At 65.1% G+C, this 16,307-nt stretch carries 15 protein-coding genes; 11 read left to right on the top strand and 4 right to left on the bottom strand.

Going from position 1 to position 16,307, the window contains the following annotated elements; translation table 11 throughout:
- Positions 1 to 247 precede the first annotated feature (247 nt).
- Both CDQ92_RS14505 and CDQ92_RS14495 read left to right on the top strand, forming a co-directional pair.
- Positions 248 to 475, top strand: a complete 228-nt coding sequence (locus tag CDQ92_RS14505) for a helix-turn-helix transcriptional regulator (protein ID WP_088442054.1) — start codon at positions 248 to 250, stop codon at positions 473 to 475.
- 283 nt (positions 476 to 758) lie between these two features.
- Positions 759 to 2,393, top strand: coding sequence for a recombinase family protein (locus tag CDQ92_RS14495; RefSeq protein ID WP_088442052.1), 1,635 nt, complete (start codon positions 759 to 761; stop codon positions 2,391 to 2,393).
- A 6-nt stretch (positions 2,394 to 2,399) separates the two neighbouring features.
- On the opposite strand, the gene CDQ92_RS14490 is transcribed toward CDQ92_RS14495, so the two are convergent.
- The 4 genes from CDQ92_RS14490 to tpiA all read right to left on the bottom strand — a co-directional run bounded on the left by CDQ92_RS14490 (position 2,400) and on the right by tpiA (position 6,233).
- Positions 2,400 to 3,083, bottom strand: coding sequence for a Crp/Fnr family transcriptional regulator (locus tag CDQ92_RS14490; RefSeq protein WP_088442051.1), 684 nt, complete (start codon positions 3,081 to 3,083; stop codon positions 2,400 to 2,402).
- A 27-nt stretch (positions 3,084 to 3,110) separates the two neighbouring features.
- The gene (locus tag CDQ92_RS14485) at positions 3,111 to 4,742 is read right to left on the bottom strand and encodes a CTP synthase (RefSeq protein ID WP_088442050.1); all 1,632 of its coding nucleotides are present in this window, start codon (positions 4,740 to 4,742) and stop codon (positions 3,111 to 3,113) included.
- 106 nt (positions 4,743 to 4,848) lie between these two features.
- On the bottom strand, positions 4,849 to 5,298 hold the full coding sequence (gene secG / locus CDQ92_RS14480) for a preprotein translocase subunit SecG (protein ID WP_088442049.1): 450 nt from the start codon (positions 5,296 to 5,298) through the stop codon (positions 4,849 to 4,851).
- A gap of 185 nt (positions 5,299 to 5,483) precedes the next feature.
- Positions 5,484 to 6,233 carry a triose-phosphate isomerase gene (gene tpiA / locus CDQ92_RS14475; RefSeq protein ID WP_088442048.1) on the bottom strand — a complete coding sequence of 250 codons (750 nt, stop codon included), beginning with the start codon at positions 6,231 to 6,233 and terminating at the stop codon, positions 5,484 to 5,486.
- A gap of 179 nt (positions 6,234 to 6,412) precedes the next feature.
- On the opposite strand from tpiA, the gene CDQ92_RS14470 reads away from it, so the two are divergent.
- The 9 genes from CDQ92_RS14470 (at position 6,413) to lexA (ending at position 16,092) form a co-directional block, all read left to right on the top strand.
- Positions 6,413 to 8,359, top strand: a complete 1,947-nt coding sequence (locus tag CDQ92_RS14470; RefSeq protein WP_088442047.1) for a peptidylprolyl isomerase — start codon at positions 6,413 to 6,415, stop codon at positions 8,357 to 8,359.
- 7 nt (positions 8,360 to 8,366) lie between these two features.
- Complete coding sequence (gene trpE, locus CDQ92_RS14465) at positions 8,367 to 9,884, top strand: anthranilate synthase component I (RefSeq protein ID WP_088442046.1); 1,518 nt, start codon at positions 8,367 to 8,369, stop codon at positions 9,882 to 9,884.
- 35 nt (positions 9,885 to 9,919) lie between these two features.
- Entirely contained in the window at positions 9,920 to 10,981 is a 1,062-nt protein-coding gene (locus tag CDQ92_RS14460; RefSeq protein WP_088442045.1) for an alpha/beta fold hydrolase, read from the top strand.
- A 116-nt stretch (positions 10,982 to 11,097) separates the two neighbouring features.
- The gene (locus CDQ92_RS14455; protein ID WP_088442044.1) at positions 11,098 to 11,688 is read left to right on the top strand and encodes an anthranilate synthase component II; all 591 of its coding nucleotides are present in this window, start codon (positions 11,098 to 11,100) and stop codon (positions 11,686 to 11,688) included.
- The gene (gene trpD, locus CDQ92_RS14450; RefSeq protein WP_088442043.1) at positions 11,685 to 12,683 is read left to right on the top strand and encodes an anthranilate phosphoribosyltransferase; all 999 of its coding nucleotides are present in this window, start codon (positions 11,685 to 11,687) and stop codon (positions 12,681 to 12,683) included. The genes CDQ92_RS14455 and trpD overlap by 4 nt, the downstream gene beginning before the upstream one ends.
- Complete coding sequence (gene trpC / locus CDQ92_RS14445) at positions 12,680 to 13,465, top strand: indole-3-glycerol phosphate synthase TrpC (protein ID WP_088442042.1); 786 nt, start codon at positions 12,680 to 12,682, stop codon at positions 13,463 to 13,465. Before trpD ends, trpC begins: the two co-directional genes overlap by 4 nt.
- A 217-nt stretch (positions 13,466 to 13,682) precedes the next feature.
- Positions 13,683 to 14,156, top strand: coding sequence for a cyclic pyranopterin monophosphate synthase MoaC (moaC, locus tag CDQ92_RS14440; protein ID WP_088442041.1), 474 nt, complete (start codon positions 13,683 to 13,685; stop codon positions 14,154 to 14,156).
- Positions 14,153 to 15,343 carry a molybdopterin molybdotransferase MoeA gene (locus CDQ92_RS14435; protein ID WP_088442040.1) on the top strand — a complete coding sequence of 397 codons (1,191 nt, stop codon included), beginning with the start codon at positions 14,153 to 14,155 and terminating at the stop codon, positions 15,341 to 15,343. Before moaC ends, CDQ92_RS14435 begins: the two co-directional genes overlap by 4 nt.
- A gap of 65 nt (positions 15,344 to 15,408) precedes the next feature.
- Positions 15,409 to 16,092, top strand: a complete 684-nt coding sequence (gene lexA / locus CDQ92_RS14430) for a transcriptional repressor LexA (RefSeq protein WP_088442039.1) — start codon at positions 15,409 to 15,411, stop codon at positions 16,090 to 16,092.
- Positions 16,093 to 16,307 lie beyond the last annotated feature (215 nt).

Below are 16,307 nucleotides of genomic sequence, written 5' to 3'. Positions count from 1 at the left end.
GTAAAATTGGAGATGGGCGGCCCTGTCGATCAGTGCCAAACATGGCACTACCTCCTTGGCTGGGACAGCATGGGAAATTAATTTCGGCCGAAAAATCGCACGCTAGGAAACAACAAGAAACGATAGGAAACGACAGGATACGACAGAGGCAGGTGGCACCATTTTTGGCACTCTTGCGCGATTTTTTCGGATCGCCAATTCTACACCCAGGGGAGCCCAACCGACGCTAGCCGATGGAGTAATTGCCATGCCCGTCTCTGAAAGGATCATCCGCCTTCCGACCGTTCTCAACCGCACCGGACTGTCTCGGTCGACCCTCTACCGTAAGATCGCAGAGGGCACCTTCCCGGCGCAGGTGCAGATCAGCGTCCATGGTGCCGGGTGGCGGGAGTCGGCCATCAATCGGTGGATCGCCGACCCGCCCGGCTACCGCGCCGAAAATGACAATCGGCCCCTTGGCGATGGGCCGGTATGAAAAAGGACGAAGCGCCGCATTCGCGGCCGCTCACGGCCGCGAATGACAACTCTTCCTCACTTGCTCCTAGCGCCGTTGACGCGGCCTTGACGCGCATCGCAGAGGCGATCGGGCGGCACATCGCACGTGAGCATGTTCGCGCGCGGAAAGCCGCCAACGACAATGATCTTCCGTAAATATGCGAAGGCCCGCGAGCGTTGACCCTAAGGGCATGGCGCGCGAGACTGTCATAGTGGGGCAAGCGGGCCGGTGTCCGCTTGCCTCTACTCCAAAGGAAGATGTCATGATCCGCGCCGCGCTGTACGCCCGCTATTCCTCCGATCAACAAAGTTCGGCTTCGATCGCCGACCAGCAGCGTATCTGCCGCGAACGCGCGTTGCGCGAAGGGTGGCAGGTCGAAGGCGCCTATGAGGATGCCGCGATCTCGGGCGCGAGCATGATCCTGCGTCCCGGTATCCAGCGGCTGCTCGCCGACGCACAGGCGGGTAAGTTCGATATCGTCTTGGCCGAGGCGCTCGATCGTGTGTCGCGTGATCAGGCTGACGTCGCGACGCTCTTCAAGCATTTGCAGTTCGCGCGTGTGCCGCTGGTCACGCTCGCCGAAGGTGAGATTTCTGAACTTCACGTCGGGCTCAAGGGGACGATGAACGCGCTGTTCCTCAAGGACCTTGCAAAGAAAACGCATCGCGGCCTACGCGGGCGCGTCGAGAAGGGCTTCTCGGCGGGGGCCGTCGGCTATGGCTATCGCATGATCCGACGCCTTTCGAGCGAACGCGAGCTGGTGCGTGGCGAACGCGAGATCGAACCTGCTGAGGCGCTGATCGTCGAACGCATCTTCCGCGAGTTCGCGGCGGGCAAGGGCCCGATCGCGATTGCGCGCGACCTCAATGCCGATGGCATATTGGGGCCAGCGGGCAAGGCTTGGCGCGATACCAGCATTCGCGGTGATATTCGCCGAGGGACCGGCATCCTCAACAACGAGCTTTATGTCGGCGTTCGCGTCTGGAACCACAAGCATAGCGTGAAAGACCCCAGCACAGGCAAGAGCGTCACGCGCCTCAACCCAGAAGGCGAATGGGTGCGGAACGCGGCTCCAGAGCTTCGCATCGTCAGCGATGACCTCTGGGCAGCGGTCAAGCGCCAGCAGGCGGCGCTTGCCGAGCGCCATGCCGGGGTCAAGGAAGCGGCAGAGGCGCGCGCGCTGCATGGCGCCCGTCGGCCCGCCTATCTTCTCTCGGGGCTCCTTGAATGCGGCGTCTGCGGCGGTGTCTATGCGATCGTGGTAGGAGACCGCTATGGCTGCGCCGGTCATCATCGCGGTCGTGCCTGCACCAACGGTCGGACGATCCGGCGCGATGAACTGGAGCGCCGGGCGCTAGCAGGCATGACCGAGCGGCTCGTGTCGGCGGACAAGATCGAGACGGCGGTCGCAGCCTATACGGCACACATCAACCGCGAGAACCGCGAGCGGCGGATTGAGGCCGATGCTGATCGCCGCGCACTCGCGAAGATCGACAAGGCCGTCGCGGGCATCATGGCCGCGATCGAAGACGGGCTATACCAGCCCGCCATGAAGACGCGCATGGGCGAGCTGGAACGGGAAAAAGCCGAAATCACCGCGCGCCTTGCAGAGGCGCCGCAGGATGTTCCAGACATCCATCCCGGCATCGCCGAAATCTACAAGCGCAAGGTGGAACGGCTGACTGAAACACTTGCGGACCCGGAAACGCGGCTCGATGCTTCGAGCGACATTCGCGCACTCGTTGGCAACATTGTTCTGCATCCCGGCGCGAAGCGCGGCGAAATCCATGCTACCCTTCACGGGTCGTTGATGGGGATACTCGATTTCGCCAACGACAACCCGTCGCCCGACGCCAGCCGAGTTATAACATCGGTGGCCTCGGGTTCGCGGGGATGACGACGGCTACCCCTCGCTCTCGCTGATATCCTCCAGCATATCGGCATCGAGCACCCGCACCCGCCCCTGCTCGAGCGAAATCACCCCCGATTCCTCCCAGCTGCGTAGCTGGCGGTTGATATGCTCGCGGCTCATCCCGGCGAAATTGCCCAGCTCTGTCTGGCTGAGCTCAACACGGTGCGACGCCTCGACATCCTTGCGGATCAGGCGCTTCAGGTACCGCGCCAACCGCGGCCCCGACGCATAGGCGCGGTCGCTTTCGATCGTCTGGTCGGCGGTGCGCAGCCGCCGCGCCAGCTGCTGCATCAGCGACCAGGCAAAATCGGGATGGTTCGCGGCAAAATCGCGCAGCGCGTTACGACCCAGCTGCAATGCGCTCCCCGCGCTAGTCGCGGTCACCGATGCGGTCCGTTCGCCGCCATCGAGCAGCGCAATTTCGCCCAGCACCGCACCGGGTTCGGCATAGGCCAGCACGATCTCGCGCCCCCCGCCGGTCAGCATCGACACGCGCGCCGTGCCTTGGGTCAGGATCAGCATCATGTCGCCCGGGTCGCCCTGGACCAGCAATTCCTTGCCCTTGACGAAATTGACCTGCACCGCGCGGCTGGTGATCTCGGCCCAGTCTTCGGCCGACAGCCCTGAAAAAATGCTATCGGGGCTCTGCAACTCGGCGAGTTTTGCGTGATCCATGCCCCTGATACCCCTTTATCCGTTCGGTCAGACCAGCCGACTCTGCTTCACCGCCGCTTCGATAAAGCCCGCGAACAAGGGATGCGGGTCGAACGGCTTCGATTTGAGCTCGGGATGGAACTGCACCCCGATAAACCACGGATGGTCAGGCCGCTCAACGATTTCCGGCAACATGCCGTCGGGCGACATGCCCGAAAACACCAGTCCGCCCTTCTCCAGCCGCTCGCGATAGGCACCGTTGACCTCGTAGCGGTGGCGGTGGCGCTCGCTGATATCGTTGGCGCCATAGACGGCCGCGACATGGCTGTTCGGCGACAATTTCGCGTCATAGGCGCCCAGCCGCATTGTGCCGCCCATGTCAGTATTCGCGCCCCGCTTTTGCAGCCCTTCGGCACTCATCCATTCGGTGATCAGGCCAACCACCGGCTCGTCAGTCTTGCCGAATTCGGTGCTCGACGCCGCCGCAATGCCGCTGGTGTTCCGCGCCGCCTCGATGCACGCCATTTGCATGCCCAGGCAGATGCCAAAGAAGGGTACATCCCGTTCGCGCGCAAAGCGGACGCTCGAAATCTTGCCCTCCGACCCGCGCTCGCCGAACCCGCCGGGGACCAAAATACCATGCAGCGGCTCGAGGTTGGCGGCCAGATCCTCATCGCGCTCGAACATTTCGGCGTCGAGCCAGCGGATATTGACCTTCACCCGGTGCGCCAAGCCGCCATGGACCAGCGCCTCGTTCAGCGACTTATAGGCATCGGGCAGCGACACATATTTGCCGACGACGCCGATTGTCACTTCGCCTTCGGGGTGCTGCTTGCGGTCCATGATGTCGTACCAGCGCGACAGGTCGGGCGCGGGCGCATCGTCGAGGCCGAAATGCCGCAGCACTTCATTGTCCAGCCCTTCGCCATGATATTGCACCGGCACTGAATAGATGCTGTCGGCGTCGAGCGCCGGGATCACCGCCTCTTTGCGCACGTTGCAGAATTGCGCGATCTTGGCGCGCTCGCCATCGGGCAGCGGCCGTTCGCAGCGACAGAGCAGGATTTCGGGCTGCACGCCCAGCGAAGCCAGCTCGCGCACACTATGCTGCGTCGGCTTGGTCTTCAGCTCACCCGCAGCGGCGATATACGGCACCAAAGTGACATGCACCGACAGCGTCTTGTCGCGCCCCTCTTCGTTGCGCAGCTGGCGGATCGCTTCGATGAACGGCAGTGATTCGATGTCACCCACGGTGCCGCCGATTTCGCACAGGACGAAATCGAGGTCGTCGAGTTCGGCGCGCGCGAACGCCTTGATCGCATCGGTCACGTGTGGGACGACCTGCACCGTCGCGCCCAGATAATCGCCGCGGCGTTCCTTGGTGATGATCTGCTGATAGATGCGGCCCGAAGTGATATTGTCGCTCTGCCGCGCCGCAACGCCGGTGAAGCGCTCGTAATGGCCCAGATCAAGGTCGGTTTCCGCGCCGTCGTCGGTCACATAGACTTCGCCATGCTGATACGGCGACATCGTGCCGGGATCGACGTTCAGATAGGGATCGAACTTGCGAATCCGGACGCGATAGCCGCGCGCCTGCAACAAGGCCGCGAGGCTAGCCGCCATCAAACCTTTGCCAAGCGAGGAGACCACGCCGCCGGTGATAAAAATGAACCGCGCCATGGGAGGAAAGACTTACTCAACCGGAGGGGGACGGCGCAAGCCGTCGAATCGCAAACGGCGGAATTTATTTCCGCCGCGCGGGCTTATCTGAAACCGAAGCTGTCGGTTATTGCTTGGCGGGCGCCTGCGCCGGCGCCGGAGCAATTTCCTGCGTCGCTGCCGCGGCGGCAGCGGCGAGCGGATCATCGCTAACCGGTTCAGGGGCTGCCGTCGCGGGTGCGCTTTGGGTCGGCTGCGCCGGACCGGTCAGCGACGACGTCGGTGCCGCGCCGCTCGTCTGCGCCGATTTCGACAGCGAGGTGTCGATCGTCGAGCCGCTGCGGCCTACCGATGCCATCGCCGCCAGTACGATCGACAGGCCGACGAACAGGCAGGCCAAAATAGTCGTCGCCCGGGTCATGAAATCCGCCGCGCCGCGCGCCGACAACATCCCGCCGGGGCTGCCGCCAACCCCCAAACCGCCACCTTCCGACTTTTGCATCAGAATGACGCCAATCATCGCCGCGGCGACAAGCGCCTGCAGGACGAGAATGAAGGTGAAAAGGCTGGACATCATATTTTCCCGAACTTGCGCGGTCTCACACGGACCACGCCCGCGGCGCACATAGAGATGAAGCGGCTCGGCTTCAAGCTATACGTCGCCCCGATACTACCCGTCGCGCCCGCCAAGGGGGCCGTTCGCGGTTTGCGCGGCAGCGCCGACTAAAGCCGATGGCGGCCCCGCCTTCGCGGGAGCGACGATCATAACTTGGCAGCCGCCGCCACAATCGGCAAAAACTTCGCCGCCGTCAGGCTCGCGCCGCCAACCAGCGCCCCATCGACATCACCTGCTCCCAGCAATTCGCAAGCATTGTCGCCATTGACCGACCCGCCGTACAACAACCGCATATCGTCCTCCGCCGCGCCGCCAAAGCGCGCCGCCAATGCGCCGCGGATCGCACCATGCATCGCGGCGACATCGTCCACCGTCGGGACCAGCCCGGTCCCGATCGCCCAGATCGGTTCATAAGCGATCGCCAGCCGAGTGGCGTCGAAATCGTCGGGAACCGACCCAGCAATCTGCGCCAGCACATAATCGATTGCCCGTCCCGATTCGCGCACCTCGCGCGGCTCGCCGACGCACAATATGACCGACAATCCCGCACCCAGCCCGGCCTCGGCCTTCGCCCGCACATCGGCATCGCTTTCGCCGCAGCCTTCGCGCCGCTCGCTATGCCCGACGATCACCAGGATGGCACCGGCATCGGCCAGCATCGGCGCCGCGACCGATCCGGTAAACGCGCCCGACACAGCGCTGTGGCAATCCTGCCCGCCGACCGCGGCGCCCGGTACCGCGGCAACCATCGCGCCGATCAGGGTGAACGGCGGGCATATCGCCACATCTACCTCGGCATGATCGCCAGCCGCCGCGAAAATCGCCTGCGCATCTGCGATCGACGCGGTCACGCCGTTCATTTTCCAGTTGCCGACCACATATTTACGCCGTGCCATTGCCGCATCTCTCCCGCTGTCTGAATGATGCCAAAGCCCTAGCGGCGGGCGGGGGCGATAGGCAAGCCGCGTTGCGCCGCCATGAAAAGCCCGTTTCGCGCCTTGATGCCGTGCCGCCGCGGCTCTAAAGCATCGCACAACCGCGCATCCCCGCGCCCCGCCGAAAGATTGCCTGCCCCATGATTACCGCCATCCGCCGCATGTTTTCCTCGACCATCGGCAAATTCCTTGCGCTCGCCTTCGTCGCCCTTGTTGGCGTGGCCTTTGCGCTCAGCGACGTCACCGGCAATTCGTCTTTTGGCGGCATGGGCGGCGCCAATGTCGCGAAAGTCGGCGGCGAGGAAATTGGCGTTGGCGAGCTGCGCGACCGCGTGCGTCTCGCCTATAATCAAGCACGACAGGACCAGCCTGGGATGACGATGGCCGCCTTCGTCGAATCGGGCGGGCTTGACCAGGTGCTTAACCAGCTGATCGAAGGCATGGCTTTTGACCAGTTCGCGACCGAAATGGGCTTTGGCGTCAGCAAGCGGCTTATCGATGGCCGCATCGCCGACATCCCTGCCTTTGCCGGCGTGTCGGGCAGTTTTGACCAGACGCGCTTTGAAACCTTTCTGCGCGAAAACGGCATGACCGAAGCGCAGCTGCGCCGCGACCTGCGCCAGCAACTGCTGATCGAACAGATCGCCGCCCCGATCGCCAGCATGCCGCGCCTCGCCCCCGGCATGGCGCAGCCCTATGCCGCGCTGCTGCTCGAACAGCGGCGTGGTCAGGCGACCTACATTCCGTCGAGCCCTTTTGCGCCGACCGCCGACCCCGGCGACGCCGCGCTCAAAACCTACCTCACCCAGAACGCGGCGAAATTCACCGTGCCCGAACGCCGCGTTATTCAATATGCGCTGTTCGATGCGGCCAGCGTGCCGGTCTCGGCCGTCACCGACGCCGAAATCGCCAAAGTCTACAAGGACAATGCCGCGCAATATGCCGCGAGCGAAACGCGCCGCTTTGCGCAGGTGATCGCGCCCGATCAGGCGACCGCCAATGCACTCGCCGCCAAGGTGCGCAGCGGCACCTCGCTCGCCGCCGCGGCGCAGGCCGCGGGGCTGTCGGCCTCGACCACCGGCGACCTCACCCAATCCTCCTATGCCGCCACCAGCACCGCGGCCGCCGCGAAAGCCGCCTTTGCTGCCAAGCAGGGCGACCTGATCGGTCCGATCCAGACTGGTCTCGGCTGGAGCGTCGCGCGCGTCGAAGATGTCACCGCGCGGCCGGCGCGCAGCCTCGCCGATGCCAGCGCCGACATCCGCACCGAACTGGCCAAGAACAAGGCGAACGAGGCGATCGTCGATTATTACAACGCGATCCAGGACGCCGTGAACAGCGGCGCGTCGATCGAAGAAATCGCCGCCGACCGCAAGCTCACCCTAGCCACGACGCAGCCGCTGCTGCCCAGCGGCCGCGTCCCCGGCCAGCCTGCCGACACGCTGCCGTCCGAACTCGCGCCATTGGTCAGCCAGGCGTTTCAGGGCGCGTCTGAAGGCGAAGGCCAGCTCGCGACGCTGGTCGAGAACGAAAAATTCGCCGTCTATGCGGTCAAATCGATCATCGCCGCGGCGCCGCCGCCCTTCGCGCAAATCCGCGCCGAGTTGCTTGCCGACTGGCGTTTGGCGCAGGGGCAGAAAATTGCCCGCGACAAGGCACGCGCGATCGTCAAGGCGGTCGAAGGCGGCCAGGCGCTCGGCGCCGCGGTCACCGCTGCGGGGCCGAACATCGGCAGCGTCCAGACGATCGGCGGGCGCCGCGGAGAACTCGGCCAGAACGGCCAGCCCGTGCCGCCCGAACTCGCTTTGCTGTTCTCGATGGCCAAGAACAGCGTCAAGACGCTCGAAATCCCCGGCAATCGCGGCTGGATGGTCATCGCACTCGCCGACGTCCAGCGCCCCGATTCCAAATCGATCGAGCCCGCCCGCGTCGCCGCCATCGCCCAGCCGCTCGCTCCCGCGTTCGGCAACGAACTGATCGAACAGCTGGCAGGCGAAGCAAAGCGCCGCGTCGGGGTGACGATCAACAAACAACTGGTCGAGCAGCTGCGCCAGGAACTCACCGGCACCGCGCCGGTCGCCGAATAACGTCGCGGTGGCGTTGGAGGGCAAAGCCGCGGCGCTCGAGGCCCTGGCGCGCGGCCGCGGCGCGGTCGTCTGGCAGCGGCTGATCGCCGACATCGAAACTCCTGTCTCGGCAGCGCTCAAGCTGATCGAACCGGGGCGCGGCGACTGGGTGCTTGAATCAGTCGAAAGCGGCGAAACGCGCGGGCGTTACAGCCTGATCGGGCTCGATCCCGACCTGATGTTTGAAGTGACCGGGGACACCGCGCGCATAAACCGCGACTGGCGCCATGACCGGGGCGCCTTTCAGCCCCTCGCCACTCCGGCGTTGCAGGCGCTGCGCGATCTCGTCGCCGAATGCCGGTTCGACGTCCCCGACGGCTTGCCCAAGGCGCTCGCAACGCTCGTCGGCTTCTTCGCTTATGAAACCATCGGCCTCGTCGAGCGCATCCCGCGCGCGTCGGGGGCCGGGCTCGAACTGCCCGACATGGTGTTCGTCCGCCCGACGACGATCCTCGTCTTCGACCGCCTCGCCGACGAACTGTTCCTGATCGCGCCGATCTGGCCCGATGCCGACGGCGCACTCGACCGGATGATCGAGACCGCGCAGGACCGGCTCGACACCATCGCCGCGCGCCTGTCGACCGCCAGCGTGTCCGCCGACCGCGCCTTGACCGATGCGCTCCCCGCCGACATCGCGGCCAACCCCGCCACCCCGCCCGCGCAATTCGCCGCGATGGTCGCCAAGGCCAAGAATTATATCGCCGCGGGCGACATTTTTCAGGTCGTGCTGTCGCAGCGCTTCTCGACCCCCTTCGACCTGCCGCCCTTCGACCTCTACCGCGCGCTCCGCCGCATCAACCCCTCGCCCTTCCTCTATTTCCTCGACCTGCCCGGCTTCGCGCTGATCGGCTCGTCACCCGAAATCCTTGTCCGCGTGCGCGACGGCGAAATCACGATCCGCCCGATCGCCGGAACCCGCCCGCGCGGCAAGACCAGCGCCGAGGATGTCGAAAACCGCGAAAGCCTGCTCGCCGATCCCAAGGAACGCGCCGAACATCTGATGCTGCTCGACCTCGGCCGCAACGACGTCGGCCGCGCCGCGGTCGGCGGCAGTGTCACCGTCACCGACAGCTACACCGTCGAATTTTACAGCCACGTCATGCACATCGTCTCGAACGTCATCGGCCGCATCGCCCCCGACAAGGACGCCATCGACGCGCTGTTCGCGGGCTTCCCCGCCGGCACCGTCAGCGGCGCCCCCAAAGTCCGCGCTTGCCAGATCATCGCCGAGCTCGAAGCCGTCGCGCGCGGGCCTTATGCGGGCGGCGTCGGCTATTTCGCCCCCGACGGCAATATGGACAGCTGCATCGTGCTGCGCACCGCAATCGTCAAGGATGGCGAAATGCATGTGCAAGCGGGCGCCGGTATCGTCGCCGATAGCGACCCCGCCTATGAACAGCGCGAGTGCGAGGCCAAGGCGGGCGCCCTCTTCGCTGCTGCGCGCGAGGCGGTACGGCTGGCGGGAACGCCGGGATATGGGCAATAGCTTGACCTGAACTTGGCGCGCGTTAGCGTCGCGCCATGCACAAAATCCTCGCCCCGCTCGCCCTGCTGCTCACCAGCCTTCCCGCCCACGCCCAAACCCCCGCAGGCGCTGTCGAAGGCGACGCGATCCTGAAGGATTTCACTTTCACCACCGGCGAGAAACTGCCCGAACTCAAAATCCACTACACGACGCTCGGCACACCGCAGCGCGACAAAAAGGGCCATGTCACCAACGCCGTGATGATCCTCCACGGCACCGGCGGCACCGGCAAGCAATTCTTCCAGCCGCAATTTGCCAGCGAGCTGTTCGGCCCAGGTCAGCTGCTCGACACCGCGAAATACTACATCATCCTGCCCGACAACATCGGCCATGGCGGCTCGTCCAAGCCCAGCGACGGGATGCGGATGGCGTTCCCAAAATATGACTATGACGACATGGTCGCCGCGCAGCACTGGATGCTCACCGAAAAGCTCGGCGTCCACAAACTCAAGCTGATCCTCGGCACGTCGATGGGCTGCATGCACGCCTTTGCCTGGGGCACCACCCGCCCCGGTTTCGCGGAAAAGCTCGCGCCCTTTGCCTGCCTGCCGGTCGAGATCGCGGGGCAGAACCGCATATGGCGCACGCTGACCATCGACGCGATCAAGGCCGACCCGCTATGGCAGGACGGCAATTACACCACCCCGCCCGCCGCAGGCCTGCGCACCGCCGCCTCGCTGACGCTGATCGCAGGCGCCAACCCTTATGCGCTCCAGTTGCAATATCCAACCCGTGCCGCGGCCGAGACATACAAGGACGAGGCCTTTGCCCGCACCTATGGCCGCAACGACTCCAATGACTTGATTTATCAGCTCGATAGCTCGCGTACATACAACCCGTGGCCCGACCTCGAAAAGATCAATGTCCCGATCCTGTGGATCAACAGCGCCGACGATTTCATCAACCCGCCCGCCTACGGTATCACCGAAAAGGCGGCATCGCGGATGAAAACGACGACGTTCATCCTCATCCCAGCCAGCCCTGAAACCAAGGGCCACAGCACCCACACCTGGGCAAAGTTCTGGAAGGACGATCTGGCAAAGCTGATGGCGCAGTAACCAATCCTCCCTGTGGCGAAGCCATGGGGAAGATCGCGACCCGCAAATCCCGCTTCGTCCGCACAAAAGGACTTATTGCTTCACTCGCGCGCCTTCACCCATTACGGCCCACCCCCATGATCCTCGTCATCGACAATTACGACAGCTTTACCTTCAACCTCGTTCATTACCTGATCGAGCTGGGCGCCGACGTACGCGTCGAACGCAACGACGCGCTGACCGCCGCTGAAGCACTCGCGACCGGCGCCGATGCCATCCTGATCTCGCCCGGCCCCTGCACCCCGAATGAAGCCGGGATCAGCCTCGACCTTGTCGCCGCCTGCGCCGCTGCCCAGCGCCCGTTGCTCGGCGTCTGCCTCGGTCATCAGGCGATCGGCCAACATTTCGGCGGCACAGTCCAGCGCGGCCACCTGATGCACGGCAAGACGTCGCCCGTCTGCCACGACGGCACCGGCCTTTACACCGGCCTGCCCTCCCCATTTCAGGCGACGCGCTATCACAGCCTCGAGGTTGTCGACATTCCCGACTGCCTGATCATCAACGCGACGAGTGACGACGGCGCGGTGATGGGCCTCCGTCACGTCGACCTGCCGATCCACGGGGTGCAATTCCACCCCGAAAGCATCGCGACCGAACATGGCCATGCGATGCTCGCCAACTTCATGGGCGTAGCCGGACTGCCCGTATTGGCGCGGCAAGCCGCATGAGCCGGTTCGGCCTGCTGCCCGACCCCGCGCATCTGCTGGGTCATGACGAGGCCGCGCAGGCCTTCGCCGACATCCTCGACGCGGGTACGAGCGAGGACGAGATCGCCGAATTCCTCACCGCTTTGTCCGATCGCGGCGAAACCATGGTCGAAATCGCCGCCGCGGCGCAGGCGCTGCGCGACCGGCTGATCCCCATCGATGCCCCCAAAGGCGCAATCGATGTGTGCGGCACCGGCGGCGACGGCCACCACACGCTCAACGTCTCGACCGCGGTCGCGATTGTCGTTGCGGCGTGCGAAGTACCCGTCGCAAAGCACGGAAATCGTGCCGCTTCCTCAAAATCCGGCGCCGCCGACACCCTCGAAGTCCTCGGGCTCGACATGGAACGCGCCGGGCGCCTCGCCGAAGCTACCCTCGCCGACCTCGGCATCTGTTTCCTCTTTGCCGCCAACCACCATCCGGCGATGAAGCGCATCCAGCCGATCCGCCAGAAGCTCGCCCGCCGCACCATCTTCAACCTGATGGGCCCGCTCGCAAATCCCGCGCGCGTCACCCGCCAGCTGATCGGCATCGCGCGCCCCGGCTATGTCCCCGTATATGCCGAGGCGCTACACCGGCTCGGCACCGACCATTCGCGCGTTGTCTCGGGCGATGAAGGCATCGACGAACTGTCACTGGCGGGCGGCAACGAGGTCGCGGTGGTCAACGCCGAGGGCGTGTTCATGCAGCGCAGCCACGCCGCCGACGCAGGTCTGCCCACCCACCCGATCGAGGCCATTCGCGGCGGTGATGCGGCCGACAATGCCAAGGCGCTCCGCGAACTGCTGGAGGGCGCCCCCGGCGCCTATCGCGACGCGGTCCTGTACAACGCCGCCGAAGCGCTCGTCATCGCGGGCGCCGCCGAAACGCTGACCGAAGGCGTCGAGGAAGCCGCCGAAGCGATCGATAAAGGGCTCGCCCACGCGCTCCTCAACTGCTGGATCGCCTATAAATGAACAAGCTGACCCAGATCCTCGCCACCAAAGCCGAAGAAGTGGCCGCGCGCCGAGCGCTGCGCTCGTTCACCGACCTCGACGCGATCGACGCCAGCCCGGTGCGCGGCTTCCACGCCGCCTTGCAGGCGAAAATCGACGCAGGCGGCTTTGCCCTGATCGCCGAGATCAAGAAAGCATCGCCCTCCAAAGGATTGATTCGTAACGATTTCAACCCCGACGACCATGCCCGCGCTTATACTGCGGGCGGCGCCGCCTGCCTCTCGGTGCTCACCGACGCCCCATATTTCCAGGGGCATGAGGATTATCTCATCGCCGCGCGCAACGCCTGCCCGCTGCCCGCGCTGCGCAAGGATTTCATGATCGACCCCTGGCAGGTCGCCGAAGCGCGCGCGATTGGCGCCGACGCGATCCTGATCATCGTCGCCGCGCTGGACAATGGCGCAATGCAAGAGATCGAGGCCGCGGCGCTCGACCGCGGCATGGACGTGCTCGTCGAGGTTCACGACGAAGCCGAACTCGACCGCGCCCTGACCCAGCTGCAATCGCGCCTGATCGGCGTCAACAACCGCGACTTGCGCACTTTCGAAACCGACCTCGGCGTCACCGAACGTATCGCCAAACTTGTCCCCACGGGCACCCTGCTCGTCGGCGAAAGCGGCATCGGCACCCACACCGACTGCCAGCGCCTCGCGGCCAGCGGCGTAAAAACCTTCCTCGTCGGCGAAAGCCTGATGCGCCAAGCTGACGTCACGGCGGCAACGAAGGCGCTGCTCGGGGGCTGATGTCAGCTCCTGAATGGCGAGCAGGACCCACAAAACCGTCGCCGCGCAGGCGGTCGCTAGCCGCCTGCTCCTGCGCTGCTGCGTAAACCGGCAGCAGCTCTCGCCTGCGCAGGGGCACTGCTAGTTTCGGTCGCTTCAAGGCACCATATTCCCGCATTGAACCCCACGCCCCTCATCTGCCCTTGCCTTTCCCACCCCACCTTGCTTCGCTCCCGCAATGACCCTCAAACCGACTCATCTCGACCAGACCGGCGCCGCGCATATGGTCGATGTTGGCGCCAAGCCTGCCACCCAGCGCCGCGCCATCGCCAGCGGCCGGATCACCATGTCGACCGACGCCCTCGAAACGATCCGCGACGGTAATGCGCCCAAGGGCGACGTGCTGTCGACCGCGCGCATCGCCGGAATCATGGCCGCCAAGCGCACCGCCGATCTCATCCCGCTCTGCCACCCGCTTGCGCTCACCAAAGTTGGCGTGGACTTTGCGTGGGAATACAATGGAATCACTGTCACAGCTACCGCGGAAACCAAGGGCCAGACCGGGGTCGAGATGGAGGCGTTGACCGCGGCGTCGGTCGCGCTGCTCACGCTTTACGACATGGCGAAGGCGCTGGACCGCGCGATGGTGCTCGGCGACATCCGCTTGCTCGAAAAGAGCGGCGGCCGCTCGGGCGACTGGCGCGCCCAATGAGCGCGCTGCTGCCGGTCGAGGAGGCGCAGGCGCGGCTGCTGGCGTTGCGTGGCCCGCTGTCGCCCGAGAAAATATCCTTTTTCGAATGTTTTGGCCTCTACACCTTGGATAATATCTTCGCCCAGCGCGACCAGCCCGCCGCGCCATTATCGGCGATGGACGGCTATGCGATTCGCTTCGACGACCTGCCCGGCCCGTGGACCATTATCGGCGAAAGCGCCGCGGGGACCGCGCCGGGTCGCAGCGTGAACGCGGGCGAAGCGATGCGCATCTTCACCGGGGCGCTCGTCCCCGATGGCGCCGACACCGTCATTGTGCAGGAGGATGTCGCCGCCGATGGCACCGCGCTGACCTTGACCGGCGACGGCCCCGCCAAGCGCGGCCGCCATATCCGCGCCCGTGCGAGCGACTTCGCCGCCGGCGATTGTCTGCTCCCAACGGGAACCCGCCTGAACCCCGGCGCGATCGCCGCCGCAGCGATGAGCGGCGCCGAGCAACTTGTGGTCGGACGCCGCCCGCGCGTCGCCATCCTCACCACTGGCGACGAACTCGTCCAAGCCGGACGCGCGCTGACCGCGGGGCAGATCCCCGACAGCAACAGCCCGATGCTGGCGGCTATGCTCGCGGGCGAACCCGCCACCGCCAGCCTGCCCCACCACGTTCGCGACGATCGCGCAATTTTGGCCAAGGTTTTGAAGAATTTGGCGCGACGTCACGACGTCGTCGTCACCGTCGGCGGCGCCTCGGTCGGTGACCACGACCATGTACGCGGTGCGCTGCAGGACGCGGGCGGCACCGTCAATTTCTGGAAGATCGCGATGCGCCCGGGCAAGCCGCTGATCGCCGGAACGATTGGCGATGCGATCCTGCTCGGCCTGCCCGGCAACCCGTCGTCGGCGCTCGTCACCGCGACCCTGTTCCTGCTCCCACTCGTCCGCCACCTCGCCGGTGCGCGCCATCCGCTCCCCGCGATACACCGGGCGCCGCTCGCGACCCCTTTGGACGGCGGCGGCGGGCGCCGCGATTATCTGCGCGCGCGAATCGAAAACGGCCGGCTGACCCCGCTGATCAGGCAAGACAGCGGCATGACGCTGCCGCTCGCCGCGGCAAACGCGCTGCTGATCCGCAACATCGCCGCACCGCCGCGCGATGCGGGCGTCATGGCGGACTACATCGTCATCGCTTGACAAGTCCCGCTCTGTTCCACTATCGTTCTCATTATGTCCGGTTCTGGTCCTGACGGAGAATGACAATGTTGACGGCCAAGCAGCATGAACTGCTTCACTTCATTCAGCTAAAGCTCGACGCGAGCGGCATTTCGCCATCGTTCGAGGAGATGAAGGAAGCGTTGGGGTTAAAATCCAAGTCGGGAATTCACCGCCTTATCAGTGCCTTGGAAGAGCGGGGTTTCCTCCGCCGGCTCCCCAACCGCGCCCGCGCGCTCGAAGTGATCAAGGTGCCCGAAGCGGCCAAATCTCCCGTGCGAAACGATCGTGACAATATCGTCTCGCTGCGCAAACCCGCCCCCGCGATGCGCCCGATCGCCGCCAATGACATCGTCGAGGTGCCGCTGCACGGCAAGATCGCCGCAGGCGTCCCGATCGAAGCGTTCGAGGATCACAACCACCTCTCGGTTCCCGCCGCGCTGCTCGGCTCGGGGGAACATTATGCGCTCGAAGTTTCGGGAGACTCGATGGTGGAGGCCGGAATCTTCGACGGCGATTATGCGCTAATCCAGAAAGCCAGCACCGCGCGCGAGGGCGACATCGTCGTCGCGCTCGTCGATGGACAGGACGCGACGCTCAAATATTTCCGCCGCGAAGGCCCGATGATCCGGCTCGACCCCGCGAACAGCGCCTATGAGCCGCAGCGTTACCCCGCCAACCGCGTCATCGTGCAAGGGCGTTTGTCGGGACTGCTTCGTCGTTACCACTAAGCTGCTGCGGCTGCCGCCACGGATGCGCGTCCCTCGCGCGCAGCGTGGCGACGGCCGTGGGCCGACCCCCCAGATAGAGCGTCAACCCGCGGGTTTCGGCCAGACTTTCCCGGTCGATCGTTATCCAGCGCTCGACGCATTCGCGCGGTAACCAGCGGTCGTCACTGGCTACGCCAACACCGGGCGGGCACCCTACAAGGCGCGGCCGCAGATGA

Origin of the sequence: Sphingopyxis bauzanensis (assembly GCF_002205675.1) — a bacterium.
Classification (GTDB): Bacteria; Pseudomonadota; Alphaproteobacteria; order Sphingomonadales; family Sphingomonadaceae; genus Sphingopyxis; species Sphingopyxis bauzanensis.
This window is presented reverse-complemented; position numbering and strand designations above follow the sequence as displayed.

Excerpts from the sequence above, each read along its gene's own strand:
- CDQ92_RS14470 (WP_088442047.1), top strand. The coding sequence starts at position 6,413 with ATGATTACCGCCATCCGCCGCATGTTTTCCTCGACCATCGGCAAATTC.
- CDQ92_RS14490 (WP_088442051.1), bottom strand. The coding sequence starts at position 3,083 with ATGGATCACGCAAAACTCGCCGAGTTGCAGAGCCCCGATAGCATTTTT.
- CDQ92_RS14455 (WP_088442044.1), top strand. The coding sequence starts at position 11,098 with ATGATCCTCGTCATCGACAATTACGACAGCTTTACCTTCAACCTCGTT.
- trpD (WP_088442043.1), top strand. The coding sequence starts at position 11,685 with ATGAGCCGGTTCGGCCTGCTGCCCGACCCCGCGCATCTGCTGGGTCAT.
- tpiA (WP_088442048.1), bottom strand. The coding sequence starts at position 6,233 with ATGGCACGGCGTAAATATGTGGTCGGCAACTGGAAAATGAACGGCGTG.
- CDQ92_RS14495 (WP_088442052.1), top strand. The coding sequence starts at position 759 with ATGATCCGCGCCGCGCTGTACGCCCGCTATTCCTCCGATCAACAAAGT.
- secG (WP_088442049.1), bottom strand. The coding sequence starts at position 5,298 with ATGATGTCCAGCCTTTTCACCTTCATTCTCGTCCTGCAGGCGCTTGTC.
- moaC (WP_088442041.1), top strand. The coding sequence starts at position 13,683 with ATGACCCTCAAACCGACTCATCTCGACCAGACCGGCGCCGCGCATATG.
- CDQ92_RS14435 (WP_088442040.1), top strand. The coding sequence starts at position 14,153 with ATGAGCGCGCTGCTGCCGGTCGAGGAGGCGCAGGCGCGGCTGCTGGCG.
- trpC (WP_088442042.1), top strand. The coding sequence starts at position 12,680 with ATGAACAAGCTGACCCAGATCCTCGCCACCAAAGCCGAAGAAGTGGCC.
- CDQ92_RS14505 (WP_088442054.1), top strand. The coding sequence starts at position 248 with ATGCCCGTCTCTGAAAGGATCATCCGCCTTCCGACCGTTCTCAACCGC.
- CDQ92_RS14460 (WP_088442045.1), top strand. The coding sequence starts at position 9,920 with ATGCACAAAATCCTCGCCCCGCTCGCCCTGCTGCTCACCAGCCTTCCC.
- lexA (WP_088442039.1), top strand. The coding sequence starts at position 15,409 with ATGTTGACGGCCAAGCAGCATGAACTGCTTCACTTCATTCAGCTAAAG.
- CDQ92_RS14485 (WP_088442050.1), bottom strand. The coding sequence starts at position 4,742 with ATGGCGCGGTTCATTTTTATCACCGGCGGCGTGGTCTCCTCGCTTGGC.